Source organism: uncultured Polaribacter sp. (assembly GCF_947503875.1).
Lineage (GTDB): Bacteria > Bacteroidota > Bacteroidia > Flavobacteriales > Flavobacteriaceae > Polaribacter.
Map to the genome: position 1 here is coordinate 1 of NZ_CANNFH010000003.1, position 12,762 is coordinate 12,762.

The window sequence follows — 12,762 nt, forward strand, 5'->3', positions numbered from 1 at the left end:
TTCGAACGAAACGCAGTGAAGTTGAGAAATCTACAAACTAAAACCTTTAGATTTCTCCATAAAGTCGAAATGACATTAAGCGTAAATAAAACAATTATACAATAAAACAAAACTTTGAAAAACTTATATAAATCGCTTTTTATAAACAACCGTTTTTTCTATGTATTAGGTGGCATTGCTACTCTGTTTGTGGTGGGCTTTTTTGTACCTCTATTTTTCTTGTTTGCTAAGGTTTTGTTATTTATACTTTCTGTTTTGGTAATTATTGATGTTTTTTTACTCTATCGTTTACAAAACGGAATAAAATTACAAAGAAATTTACCAGAACGTTTGTCTAATGGAGATGTTAATAAAATAGGTGTACTGCTTAAAAACAACTACACCTTTACTGCAAATTTATCTATTATAGAAGAGCTCCCCTTTCAGTTTCAAAAAAGAGATTTTATTTTTCCATTACAAATTTTACCAAAAAAAGAAAAAAACTTTTTCTACGATTTAAAACCAACAGAAAGAGGTGTCTATAATTTTGGCAAAACCAACGTTTATGTAAATACACCCTTGCAATTGGCTACCAAAAAATATGTTTTGGGTACTGAAACTATTTTGAAATGTTATCCTTCATTTTTAAAATTTAAAGAATTTGATTTTAAAGCTTTTAATAGCCATGCAATTGCCTATGGTTCTAAAAAAATAAGAAGAATTGGACATTCTCTAGAATTTGAACAAATTAAAGAATATGTTTCTGGAGACGATATTAGAACAATAAACTGGAAAGCTACTGCAAAAAGAGACCAATTTATGGTGAATCAATATGTGGAGGAAAAATCGCAACCAGTATATGCAATTATAGACAAAGGACGTGCAATGCAAATGCAATTTAATGGCCTTAGTTTATTAGATTATGCCATAAATGCAACTTTAGCCATAAGTAATGTAGTATTGCGTAAACAAGATAAAGCTGGTATGTTGTCTTTTTCTAAAAAGTTAGAAGACATGGTTGTTGCAGAAAAAAGAAATAGCCAAATGCGTTTAATTTCTGAAGCTTTATACAACTTAAAAACAGATTTTTCAGAGTCGGATTTTGGTACATTGTATAATGTAGTAAAACGTAAAATTACCCATAGAAGTTTATTAATTATTTATTCTAATTTTGAAACTATGGATGGCTTAAATCGTCAAATTGGTTATTTAAGAGCGTTGGCAAAAAACCATTTAGTGTTGGTAGTTTTCTTTAAAAACACCGAATTAAATTCTTTAATAAACACAAAAACCGATAATTTACAAGAAGTGTACGATAGCATTATTGCAGAGAAGTTTATGTATGAAAAAACACGCATTGTAAACGAACTTAAAAAATATGGTATTGCCTCTGTGCTAACTTCTCCGGAAAATTTAACTGCAGATACAATCAACAAATATTTAGAATTAAAAGCTAGAGGGTTATAGTCAAATTTGTTATTTTCGTTGCAAACAAAAACAAACTAAAAAAAATAAAATGAATTGGTATTTAAAAGTTGTAAGAGATCATTATTTAGATTTTAAAGGAAGAGCAAGACGCAAGGAATATTGGATGTTTGTGTTAATTAATGTTATTATTTCTGCAATTTTAGGTTTATTAGACCAAACGTTAGGTTTAAATTATGGAGATCATAACGAAGAAGGTATTTTAGAAACTGTATATGGTTTATTGGTTTTTTTACCTTCTTTGGCTGTAACTGTTAGAAGATTACATGATTATGGTAAAAGTGGCTGGTATATTTTACTTATTTTAATACCAATTATAGGTTGGATATGGCTATTAGTTTGGTTATGTATGGAAGGAGAAAACAAACAAAACCAATGGGGACCAAATCCAAAAGGAGTTGGTAATTTAACCGCAATTGACAGTATAGGTAAGGAGTGAATGGTGAATGGTGAATGGTGAATGGTGAAATTAATAAAAAGGCGTTGCTCTATTATTCAAGCAGCGCCTTTTCTTTTTAAATTTCTTCTTTTGTAGGTAATTTTTCCCATTTACCAAGGTAATTGATATTGCTTCTGTGGCTGCTATTCACATTTAAATTGGCGCTATTGTTTGCAAATAACGTTAAAGTAAACACATAACTTTCTGCTTTAGATCTTGTCCAATATTTTAAAATGTAAGCGCCTTTTTTACTGTTGTATTTTTGTTCTACCCTAGTTGGTGTTCCTTCAAATTTTACACTATTATCTTCTGAATAACCACTAGCAATACGTTGTTCGCCAAAATAAGGAATGTACAAAGACAAACTATCTTTTTGCACGTTAAAGTGATTTGGGTTTCCTGCTAAATTAATGCTAGCTGTATTGCTACCTGGAGGCAACAAGCGTTCTATACCTATTACATTATTTAAAAGTAACGGATTTGCCATATCAAATGAAACTGCAAATTCTTTTTTAGTTACTATTTCTTCTAGATTATTATTTTCTGCTGTTGTAGTTATATTTTTTGAGCTGGAACAGCTCATAAAAACCACCAATATTACTAAGGTTACTATTCTCATATCTAAATATTTACTTTAAAATTACAAATTTTGTATTAACAAGGCTTTTAAAATTATCACAAATGTTGTGTAATGCTTAAATTGATATTGTAAATTAAATACTATTTTTGAAGCCTAAAAAACACGAATGAGTTTACAGGTACTTTTTGAAGATGATTACGTTATATGCGTGAGTAAACCCAATAATATGTTGGTGCACCATGCACACCATTCTAGAAATGTTGCAGAAGAAACTGCCCTTTTACAATTTATTGAAACTGAAAAAGGATACAAAACTTACCCAATACATAGGTTGGATAGAAAAACATCTGGCATTATACTTTTAGCAAAAGATAAAAGTTATGTTTCTAAATTTCAAGAGTTATTTACCAACAATACTATAGAAAAAGTGTATTTTGGAATTGTACGTGGTTTTTCGCCAGATGAAAAAAAAATAGATTCGCCCGTAAAAGGTAGAGATGCCAATGTGCATAAAGAAGCTTTAACCTATTTAAAAACTTTAGCCAATGTTACTTTACAAATTCCTGTAAAACCTTACGATTCTTCTAGATATTCTTTGGTACAAATGCTACCAAAAACTGGAAGAATGCACCAATTAAGAGTACATTGTAATAAAATCAGTCACCCATTAATTGGCGACCCAAAATATGGTGATAAAAACCATAACTTAATGTTTGAGAAGGAATTTGGTTGTACTAATTTATTTTTACATGCTGGACTATTAAAATTTCAACATCCGTTTACTAAAGAAGATTTAATACTAAAAGCAGCTTTCCCTAAAGATTGGTTGGTTGCTTTTGAGAAATTTAATTGGAAAAATCCTATTTTGTAGTAATAAATAGCAACTTGTTATTTTATTTATTTTTTGAACTTGTTTCCTTTTTTAAGGTTTGTAACCAAAAATATTATTGATTAAAAACAGCTTGCTAAGTAGATAAACTTTACATAAATATGCGGGTTTAAAAAAAAAGTTATTAAAAAGGTGTAGCCCTGATTGAAATGGCATCCTTTTTATGCCAATCTAGTTTTTAATATCTTCTTTAAAAAATAAAAAAACTTCTAATTGAGCAAAATCGTTTCTAAAAATGCTGCATAAAAAGATATAATGGAAAGCAGGACATAGCTTCTAAAAATTATTGTTCTATAGATTGTGCATTAAAACCAATTAGTGCTGCCTCTTCAAAAGTTGGACTTATTTCTATGGGATTGCAACACACTTCGCAATCTTCTATATAGGTTTGTTGGCGCACACTGCTATCTAAAATCATTGAGATTTCTTCCCAACAATAAGGGCACTGAAAAAAATGTTCTTGCTCCACTACTCTTTTACTTTTAATACTAATTTTCCGTTTTTTTCTCCTGTAAACAATCTGTTGTAGGTTTCTTGAAAGTTTTCTATACCGTTATAAACGTCTTCTTTAGATTTTAATTTACCTTCTTTTAACCAAATACCCATTTGTTTTGCAGCCTCACCAAATTGTTTCACATAATCTGTTACTACCATACCTTGCATGGTAGATCTTGTTACTAAAAGCGATAAATAATTACTTGGGCCATTGATTTTGTGTTTGTTATTGTACTGAGAAATTGCACCACAGATTACTACTTTGGCGTGCATTCTTAATTTACTTAAAGCGGCATCTAAAATTACGCCTCCAACATTATCAAAATAAACGTCTATACCTTTTGGGCATTTCTTTTTTAATGCTGAATAAATATTTTCTGTTTTGTAATCGATTACTTCATCAAAACCCAATTCGTTTTTTAGATAGTTTGTTTTTTCTTTTCCGCCTGCAATACCAATAACAGAGCAACCTTTTATTTTTGCAATTTGCCCTACAATTGCACCTACTGCACCTGCAGCGCCAGAAACTAAAACAATATCGCCTGCTTTAATTTTGGCAACTTCTAAGATACCAAAATAGGCGGTCATGCCAGGCATACCTAAAACACCTAAATACATGGGCATTGTTGCCAAATTGTTATCTACTTTATACCAACCATCTCCGTTTGTAATGCTGTATTGTTGCACACCACCCCAACTTGTAACACAGTCTCCAACTTCAAACTTTGGGTTATTATTGGTTTGTATTACTTTACCAATTGCACCTGCACGCATTACTTGATCTATAGCTACAGGCGGAATGTATGATTTTGTGTCATTCATCCAACCTCGCATTGCAGGATCTAGAGAAATGTAGTGGTGTTCTATTAAAATTTCGCCTTCTTCTAAATCTGGAATGTTATTTTCTTCTAATTGCCAAGTACTAGAATCTGGGTAACCTTTTGGTCTGTTCTTTAAGATGATTTGTTTGTTTTGCATACTAAAATAATGTGCTTTTTATTTGAATAAAGATAAGAAATTTTAAAACTATCTTTATTATTTTAAAGCAAAAAACTCTTCCGAAAATTGGAAGAGTTTTAAAATTTTAATGTGGTGAATTAAGACTACAATTCTTTAAAAATTGCGTGCATCATTCTCTTTTTATCGTTAATGCTTTCTTCTAAAGCAATCATAGTTTCTGTTCTATTTACTCCAGGCACATCATCTATAGCGTAAATAATATCTTTAGCATCATTAGTACCTTTTGCTCTTACTTTACAAAATATATTGTATTTACCAGCAGTTACGTAAGCTACTGTTACATTTGGTATTTTTCTTAAATTCTCTATAACGTTTTGTGTCATAGATGTTTTTTCTAAATATACACCTACATGTGCTATAAAAGAATAGCCCATTTTTTCGTAGTTTAATGTTAATGTAGAACCTTGAATAATACCTTCATCTTCCATTTTTTTAACACGTACATGTATTGTACCTGCAGATACTAACAATTGCTTTGCTATATCTGTAAAGGGTGTTCTTGCATTCTCAATTAATATATCTAATATTTGATGATCAATTTCGTCTAAGATAAATTTTTTCATATTTTGTAAATTATTCAATTAACTCTGCAAATTTATAAATTTAATCTAGTTAAACAATATTATATTTGAGAAATATCTAATTATTTTTGCTTTTGAAATCAATTTCTGCGTGGCCAATTTTATCTTTTATATTGTTGTCATCTACCTTTACTAGTGTAGCCACTAATTTATCATCTATAATTTCATCTTTATATTGGTAGGCTTCATCTCTATAACCTTCTGAATACCTATGTATTACATCGTAAAAATCTTTACCATTATTGGGTATATTAAAGTAGTCTTTGTAACTACTAAAATTTGTGTTGGATGCAATATAAACCAAACCTTGTAAGATGGAGAAAAAAGTAAATTTTCTACAAATTTCTCTATTATAATCATTAGGATAATGGCCAGATTCTATTAAAATGGTATTGTAACCTAATTTTTGAAAATTATCTCCTGTTGCAGTTGGGTAAAATTCATCTGTATATCTGCCTACATAATTAGGTATTATATTTTGCAACATGCTATTCATGGCAATAATTACATTCATAGTTTCTTTTCTGCCAGGTGTAATTGCTCTTGTAGTTTCTTCTGAAGGAGCCAAAAAAGAAATGGTAGCTGGATTTTTAAAGCCTTCTACATTAAATATAGTACGTTGATCGTGCAAATTAAAGCAAAATTTAGGATTAAAGTCGTCTAAAACCTTGCGCAACAGCTTACTTTCTTTTGCTATTTTATCTACAGCATCTCTATTTAAATCTACATTATTACCATTTACTCTTGTGTATACTTCTGCTCCATCAGGATTTAACATGGGTATAAATACCAATGTACAGGCTTCTAAAATAGTGTCCAGTTCTGCTGCATCGTCATTTAAAAAACAATTAAATAAATCGAATAAAGCTCTTGTGCCTGTGCTTTCGTTTCCGTGCATTTGAGACCATAACAAAATCTTCTTTTCTCCAGATCCTATTTTTAAACTATATATAGGTCTATTAAATTCTGATGTACCAATCTGAGTAACCTCAAATACATTCTCGTATTTCTGAAACAACTCTTTAATGTCTTTAAATCGAATCCACTTGCCTGATAATGATTTTTCTTTTTGTGTTGTAAATAATGATTCTAAAAAATTTTTTGTTAAAATACTCATGTTTTGATTTATAGAATAGGTTACAAAAATAATCTTTTCACATTTGTAATCAAACAAAAATTCACAATTGTAAATTGTAAACTTATTACAATTGTAAACAAGTTATAATTTAGATATTGTTACAATTGTAAATCTTAAGTTTTTAATAGTTTACAATCTTGCATAACTGTAACTTACCCTATAATAAACATTTATAATAAATACTTAAATTATTGTAATTAAGCAATTTGTACAACTTACTTAAAGTTATTATTTACACGAAATAAAGTGAATGAAAACAATATCTGAAAATACTTTTGTAGATACCTAAAGAAGTTTTACATTTGTAAAACACTAACAATTTACAATGATAAACAGTAAAGCGTTTACAGATAGACTTAAAAAAATAATGGATTTTCATACACTTTCTGCTTCTATGTTTGCAGACAAAGTTGGTGTGCAACGTTCTAGCATCTCCCATATTTTATCTGGAAGAAATAAACCAAGTTTAGATTTTATATTAAAAGTAACTACAGAATTTGAAGACGTAGATATAAAATGGTTGTTGAATGGAACAGGTGATTTTCCTAAAAAAGAGATTGCAAAAGAAAATAAATTGGCTTCTACTCCATCTTTATTCCAAGTAGAAACTTCATCAGGAAAAAATATACAACGCATTGTGGTGTTTTATTCTGATGGCACTTTTGATGAATATCTAAAATAAAAAGTATTGTGTGTTATACTAATATTGTAAAATGGAAGTAATTGAATTGAAATCATAATTTAAGCGTACAAACCAATTTACTTTAATGTAATATTAAATTTTAATTAAGAATGATTTAAATCTATAACAAACCTTCCATAGCTGTTTTAATTAATGCCACGTTTCTGTCTTTATTAGCATTATCGCTTAATTCTTGCTCTGTAATCATTTTACGCATTAAATTAATTACAACTTTATCGAAATTAAAGCTTTTAAACTGAATCCCTTTGGCAACCATATCTTCTGTAAGATTCTGTATAGCTTGCATATTGTTACTTTTAGAGATTTGTTCAAATGCTCTCTCGTACAATTTTTTATTAGGCCCATTACCAGATAAAAACATACCAGAAACAACACTTTTGGCTATAAAAGGCAACTCAGAAGTATCATTAGATTCAATAAAAATTCGTGTTAACGGCGTTGCTAAAATTTTACGAATTTCATCTGGCAATTCTTTAGATTTTTTAAGTGCCAATTCTTTATCTATGTAATACATTGCCACCAAACTTTTACCCACAACCGAATAAGACTCACTTTCTAAACCTTTTAAAAAGTAAGATTTTAATTCAGGATCTGTTAATTTACCCAACGTTTGTATTGCCGCAGCTTGCACCATGGTATTTTTATTAGAACTGGCTACATTCATTATCTTTTGAATGGCATCTTTCTTAGAAAATTTATTTATTAAATCTATGTTTTCTAAAGCTAAAACCTGAATTTGGTAAGCAGCATCATTTATAGCACCAACAACCGCATTAAAAGCCAATTTGTCTTCTTGCTTTTGCATAACCTGCTCTAATGCTTCTTTACGATGCATAAAGTTTACTGCATTTTTTAGTTGAAAAATATAATCGCTTAATACTTTGTTTTCATTTACTTCGCACAATAAAACACCACCTGCATTTACTTGTATCAATTTGGGTTGTATTTTATAATCGAAAGTAAAAGATGCGTCTTTACTTTCTACAAAAACCGTTTTTCTAATCTTTTTACCACCTTCAAAAAAATCTAAGGTTAATGGAAATTGAAAAGTTTCTGGCTGTTGTTGTAAAATATTAATAGTTACTGTTTTTCTTAAAATATTATAATCGTAAGAAATGCCTAAAATAGGGTGATTTGCGCCATAAAACCATTGATTAAAAAACCAATTGAGATCTTTACCGGTTACTTTTTCAAAAACCAAACGCAGCTCATGTACTTCTGCAGCCTGATATTTGTATTCATTTAAATACGTTTTAAGGCTTTCAAAAAATGCTTCATCACCCAAATAATTGCGTAACATGTGCAATACTGTTCCTCCTTTATTATAGCTTACCAAATCAAACATATCTTGATTTTCAATATAATCGAAACGAACTAAATTTTTATCAGATTCTTGCCCTGTTAAATACGCTTGGTTATTTTTAAACAAGTGCATTTCTGCGGCTTCTTTGCCGTATTTATATTCTTGCCACAAATACTCACCATAATTGGCAAAAGACTCATTTAAAGCTAAATTTGCCCAACTTTCTGAAGTTACCAAATTGCCAAACCAATGATGAAAAAGCTCATGAGCTATTGTATTTTCATGGGTATTTTCATCTATTAATTGCCCGGGTTTTTGGTAAGCAGCCTCACCATGTACTACAGCAGTTGTGTTTTCCATAGCACCAGAAACATAATCTCTAACTACTATTTGGCTGTATTTATTCCAAGGAAATTCAACACCTAATTTATCTGAGAAAAAAGCCATCATTTCTGGTGTATTTCCAAAAATGGATTTGGTAGCAGTTGCATATTCTTTTTCTACATAATAATTAATAGGAATATTTTTATAAGCAATATCATTAATAACTTCAAACTCTCCCACGCCTACAAAAGCCAAATACGGTGCATGTTTTTGATCTAATTTCCAGTAATCTATTCTATTTTTACCTTTTTCTTCTGATGATATTAGTTTACCATTAGACAATGTTTTGTACTTTTTAGGCACAGTAATGTAAATTTCTTGCGTAGTTTTTTGGTTTGGAGCATCAATTGTAGGAAACCAACAACTACTGCCTTCAGTTTCTCCTTGTGTCCAAATTTGAGTAGGTTTATTTTTATCTTTTCCAGTGGCGTTTATAAAATACAAACCTTTTTCTTTGGTTAATGTATTTGTAAGTTTGTCTTTAACTTTATTGGGTCTGGCAGTATATTTTATATAAATGGTAAACTGCTCTTCTTTAGTATATTTCTTTGGTAAATTTATAGCTATCTGATAATCGTCATAGGTATAATTTAAAGTATTACCATTCATAGAAACCTCTTGAAACAACATGGCTTTTGCATCTAAAACCAATTGATTTGTTGCATAAAAATGAGGTTTTACGGTTACCCAAGCTTCACCATTTACTTCTTTTTTATTAAAATTAAAATCTACTTTTAACTTAGTATGTATTAGGTTGTGCGTTTTTTCTCTTTCTGCTTTGTAACTAATTGTGTTTTGAGAAAAACTTGCTACAAAAATAAATTGCACAAAAAGAAAAACTATATTTTTAATGCTCATAAAATGTTGTCGTGTTTGTTTCAAAAATAACAAATTAAAATATTGCAGTTGTTAACACGTAGTTAAAACAAAAGGCTTTAATTTTATAACGAATTAAAGCCTTTTTGGTATTTTAAATTATTTATTTTTTCTCTATATCTTTTAAGACCCATTCTAATTCAGGATCTATTTTTGCTCTTCTGTCTTTTAAAGTGGGTAGAATTTCAACATCTGGCTTTACACCAAATCCGTCTGGTTTTTGCTGAAATGGTGTTTTTAAATTCATTACACCAAATTTAACTTTCACTTTAGTGTTCTTTAATTCATGTACTCTACTAAAACCAGCTACAGCCCCATTATATGCGCCACCAGTTTCTTCGCCAACAAAAGTTGCGCGTTTGTTTGCCTTTATATATGCGGCTAAAAGTGCAGATGCAGAGAAAGAATAGCCATTAATTAACACATAAACTTTGCCTTTAAAATTTAACGGATTTGGTTGTTTGGTTTTTGTATTGTAATAAAAATACAATTGGCCATCTTCTTTTTTAACTTTAAAAAGGCGGTAAGTAGCAATTATTGGTGAAGCAATGCCTACCACTATTTTACTATACAAATTGGTGGTATTTGTATACACTGCATTTAATACAGGAAACCTTGAGTTTACCTCACTTTTGGTAAAAAACTGAAATTCTTTATCTGTTAAATACGAATATAAATCTATAATTTCTACTGCTCTTCCACCTCCATTATAACGCAAATCTATAATTAGATTTTCTGTTTTTTTCTTTTTTAGTGTCTCAAAAGTTTGTTCATAAAATGTTTCAAAATCTCCGTTTTCAAAACCTTTTATTTTCATGTAGGCAACAGTACTATCTTTTCCAATAAATTTTAAGTTTCTTGTATATGTTTTTTCGTAAATATCATAACCATGTATTTTATTAAATTTGCGCCTTTTTCTCCTTTCTGCTTTGCTAAGCCTTACAGGTTTTTTTCTAATGGAATCTTTTTTAATTGAGTCTGTTTTTTTTAACTTTTTTTTAGTTAGCGCTTTTTTAGAATATGTTTTAAAAATTTTTACAAATGTAGAATCTTCTGATTGTAATGTTAAGGCAAGGCTATCTATTTTATTGTAATCTCTCTTATAAAGTTCTTTAAAATGTTTGCCTATTACCTTATCATAGAAAGTAGTATTAAAACCATCTGCAGTAAATCGTTTTTTATATTTTTTAACTAAATTAGATATGCTATCTCCATTTATCTTAAGAACTTCTGCATATAACAAAGCACTGTCTTTTTCTTTGGTATTCGTAATAAATAATTGTTTTTGTAAATACTCAAAACTCAATTTGTTAAAATCGTTTTTTTTATCAAAAAACAATTTTCTTTCTTCTTTTGTCTTTCGCAAATCAACTGACTTCACACTTGTGTGTCCATGTCTCATTTGTGCAACAACAGCAGCAGATTTTTTATAAAAATCATTGCTATTCATAGGCACAAGTGCTTGTTTTAAACTATCGAATTTAAAATCTAAAAAAGCTTTATTTTGGTATTGATATAATTTTGGATGGTGTTTTTTTAACTGATTGTAAAGCTCATCTACATCGTTTCTTAATTCTTTAACCGCATGCAGTTTTGTAATTTGCTGATTGTGTTTTTGAACACTTACACAAGAATTAAGGATAATTAAAAGAAGGAGGAAAAACACTTTAATTTTCATACTATTTTTTCGTTAAAAATAACAAAAAGCCACAACTCTCTAAAGAATTATGGCTATTAATATAAAACAAGTCTGTACTACTTAGTAAACAGACCTGCAAACTGTTTTAAAGCGGCACTATTTTCATCTAATTCTAAATTTTTTAAGGTTTTTACAATCTTTGCAGGGTTCATGTTTTCACCTAACAATCTTGCCACTCCTACTCCTCTATCTTTGCTATAACCAAATAGAATTACTTCATCAATTTTATCTGTATTGCCCGCATAAAAAACTTTTGCATTCATACCATTTGCTTTCATAGTAACAAGGCCTTTATATGTTGTATTGTCTTTAAAAATGTTTTTTAATTTAGACTTTTCCATTTCATACGCAGGCTGATTATCTGCTGTTTTTGGTAAAAAAACAACGTTAATCTTTTTGATACTTTGCAGGGTTTCTTTTACGTCTTCAGAAACATCCGCCTTTGGCGATAAAAATGAACTTAATGGCAAATCTCCGGTAATAAAACCTTGTTTACCATTGCTGTCTACTAAATAGCTTTGCAAAGATTTTTCATTTTTACAAGAAGTTGCAAATATCATTAGAAAAACCAAAGAAAATATTGTTGTTATTTTTTTCATTTTTGTATGCTTTATATTCTCAATTAATAGCTGTTTAACTTTATCAACATTAATCATAAGTTTATTTTTTCTTGTCTTCTTTTCTAAAAGCGTCTGCTAAATCAGACATTTTATTTACGTCTATATTACCCGTTAAAGAAACAATCATAGATTCTGAAATACCTTTCGTTCTTTTATCTAAACCTTTTATAAACATTAAAACTTCACTCACATAATCTTTATTTTCAGTAGTTTTAACGTAAATTTTAATGCGAGAATCGTCTTCTTTAATACGCATTAATTGGGTTAATTTTTTCTCTTCAATTACCGTATTAGTCATTGCTTCCAACTTTTTGGCAACACTAATGTCATCTGTAGAAAACATTCTAAACTCATTTAAATCATTAATCATATTAAAAACGTTCATTTCTTTACTTGCTTCTAACTTTTCTGGACTAAATTTAGATAATAATTCAAAGGCATCTTTGTTTACAACAACCATATCTACACCATCCATATCTTCTAAAGTATCAAAAAAAGATTGTGCGTTAGTTACTATTGGTGCCAGTATAAAGGCTATTAAAATTGCTGTTTTTTTCATAATTTCTATTGG

General features: G+C 29.4%; 13 protein-coding genes. 4 read left to right on the forward strand and 9 right to left on the reverse strand.

Annotation, left to right across the window (positions count from 1 at the left end):
• Nucleotides 1–114: 114 nt before the first annotated feature.
• On the forward strand, nucleotides 115–1,446 hold the full coding sequence (locus Q0684_RS04985) for a DUF58 domain-containing protein (RefSeq protein WP_299013359.1): 1,332 nt from the start codon (nucleotides 115–117) through the stop codon (nucleotides 1,444–1,446).
• Between the two features lie 49 nt (nucleotides 1,447–1,495).
• Nucleotides 1,496–1,903, forward strand: coding sequence for a DUF805 domain-containing protein (locus tag Q0684_RS04990; RefSeq protein WP_299013361.1), 408 nt, complete (start codon nucleotides 1,496–1,498; stop codon nucleotides 1,901–1,903).
• A 76-nt stretch (nucleotides 1,904–1,979) separates the two neighbouring features.
• On the opposite strand, the gene Q0684_RS04995 is transcribed toward Q0684_RS04990, so the two are convergent.
• Entirely contained in the window at nucleotides 1,980–2,522 is a 543-nt protein-coding gene (locus tag Q0684_RS04995; protein WP_299013363.1) for a DUF4251 domain-containing protein, read from the reverse strand.
• Nucleotides 2,523–2,649: 127 nt separating this feature from the next.
• Between Q0684_RS04995 and Q0684_RS05000 the strand changes: the two genes are divergently transcribed.
• Nucleotides 2,650–3,354: a pseudouridine synthase gene (locus Q0684_RS05000; RefSeq protein WP_299013366.1), complete on the forward strand. Its 705-nt coding sequence runs from the start codon at nucleotides 2,650–2,652 to the stop codon at nucleotides 3,352–3,354.
• Nucleotides 3,355–3,655: 301 nt separating this feature from the next.
• On the opposite strand, the gene Q0684_RS05005 is transcribed toward Q0684_RS05000, so the two are convergent.
• From Q0684_RS05005 to Q0684_RS05020, 4 genes are all read right to left on the reverse strand, one after another.
• A complete protein-coding gene (locus Q0684_RS05005; protein ID WP_299013372.1) occupies nucleotides 3,656–3,841 on the reverse strand; it encodes a CPXCG motif-containing cysteine-rich protein in 186 nt (61 codons plus the stop codon).
• Nucleotides 3,841–4,845, reverse strand: coding sequence for an NADP-dependent oxidoreductase (locus Q0684_RS05010; protein ID WP_299013375.1), 1,005 nt, complete (start codon nucleotides 4,843–4,845; stop codon nucleotides 3,841–3,843). Before Q0684_RS05010 ends, Q0684_RS05005 begins: the two co-directional genes overlap by 1 nt.
• A 125-nt stretch (nucleotides 4,846–4,970) precedes the next feature.
• Nucleotides 4,971–5,450, reverse strand: a complete 480-nt coding sequence (locus Q0684_RS05015; RefSeq protein ID WP_299013377.1) for a winged helix-turn-helix transcriptional regulator — start codon at nucleotides 5,448–5,450, stop codon at nucleotides 4,971–4,973.
• A gap of 76 nt (nucleotides 5,451–5,526) precedes the next feature.
• On the reverse strand, nucleotides 5,527–6,585 hold the full coding sequence (locus tag Q0684_RS05020) for a M14 metallopeptidase family protein (protein ID WP_299013379.1): 1,059 nt from the start codon (nucleotides 6,583–6,585) through the stop codon (nucleotides 5,527–5,529).
• Between the two features lie 346 nt (nucleotides 6,586–6,931).
• On the opposite strand from Q0684_RS05020, the gene Q0684_RS05025 reads away from it, so the two are divergent.
• A complete protein-coding gene (locus tag Q0684_RS05025; RefSeq protein ID WP_299013381.1) occupies nucleotides 6,932–7,288 on the forward strand; it encodes a helix-turn-helix transcriptional regulator in 357 nt (118 codons plus the stop codon).
• A gap of 121 nt (nucleotides 7,289–7,409) precedes the next feature.
• Here Q0684_RS05025 and Q0684_RS05030 read toward each other — a convergent pair whose 3' ends face one another.
• From Q0684_RS05030 to Q0684_RS05045, 4 genes are all read right to left on the reverse strand, one after another.
• Nucleotides 7,410–9,854: a M1 family metallopeptidase gene (locus Q0684_RS05030; RefSeq protein ID WP_299013383.1), complete on the reverse strand. Its 2,445-nt coding sequence runs from the start codon at nucleotides 9,852–9,854 to the stop codon at nucleotides 7,410–7,412.
• A gap of 121 nt (nucleotides 9,855–9,975) precedes the next feature.
• Entirely contained in the window at nucleotides 9,976–11,550 is a 1,575-nt protein-coding gene (locus Q0684_RS05035) for a S41 family peptidase (protein WP_299013385.1), read from the reverse strand.
• Between the two features lie 77 nt (nucleotides 11,551–11,627).
• The gene (locus tag Q0684_RS05040) at nucleotides 11,628–12,170 is read right to left on the reverse strand and encodes a DUF4252 domain-containing protein (RefSeq protein WP_299013388.1); all 543 of its coding nucleotides are present in this window, start codon (nucleotides 12,168–12,170) and stop codon (nucleotides 11,628–11,630) included.
• A 61-nt stretch (nucleotides 12,171–12,231) separates the two neighbouring features.
• A complete protein-coding gene (locus tag Q0684_RS05045; RefSeq protein WP_299013391.1) occupies nucleotides 12,232–12,750 on the reverse strand; it encodes a DUF4252 domain-containing protein in 519 nt (172 codons plus the stop codon).
• Between the last annotated feature and the right edge of the window lie 12 nt (nucleotides 12,751–12,762).

Bases quoted from the DNA above. Each gene is read 5' to 3' on its own strand.
- Q0684_RS04990 (WP_299013361.1), top strand. From the start codon at position 1,496: ATGAATTGGTATTTAAAAGTTGTAAGAGATCATTATTTAGATTTTAAA.
- Q0684_RS04995 (WP_299013363.1), bottom strand. From the start codon at position 2,522: ATGAGAATAGTAACCTTAGTAATATTGGTGGTTTTTATGAGCTGTTCC.
- Q0684_RS05000 (WP_299013366.1), top strand. From the start codon at position 2,650: ATGAGTTTACAGGTACTTTTTGAAGATGATTACGTTATATGCGTGAGT.
- Q0684_RS05010 (WP_299013375.1), bottom strand. From the start codon at position 4,845: ATGCAAAACAAACAAATCATCTTAAAGAACAGACCAAAAGGTTACCCA.
- Q0684_RS05015 (WP_299013377.1), bottom strand. From the start codon at position 5,450: ATGAAAAAATTTATCTTAGACGAAATTGATCATCAAATATTAGATATA.
- Q0684_RS05020 (WP_299013379.1), bottom strand. From the start codon at position 6,585: ATGAGTATTTTAACAAAAAATTTTTTAGAATCATTATTTACAACACAA.
- Q0684_RS05025 (WP_299013381.1), top strand. From the start codon at position 6,932: ATGATAAACAGTAAAGCGTTTACAGATAGACTTAAAAAAATAATGGAT.
- Q0684_RS05030 (WP_299013383.1), bottom strand. From the start codon at position 9,854: ATGAGCATTAAAAATATAGTTTTTCTTTTTGTGCAATTTATTTTTGTA.
- Q0684_RS05035 (WP_299013385.1), bottom strand. From the start codon at position 11,550: ATGAAAATTAAAGTGTTTTTCCTCCTTCTTTTAATTATCCTTAATTCT.
- Q0684_RS05040 (WP_299013388.1), bottom strand. From the start codon at position 12,170: ATGAAAAAAATAACAACAATATTTTCTTTGGTTTTTCTAATGATATTT.
- Q0684_RS05045 (WP_299013391.1), bottom strand. From the start codon at position 12,750: ATGAAAAAAACAGCAATTTTAATAGCCTTTATACTGGCACCAATAGTA.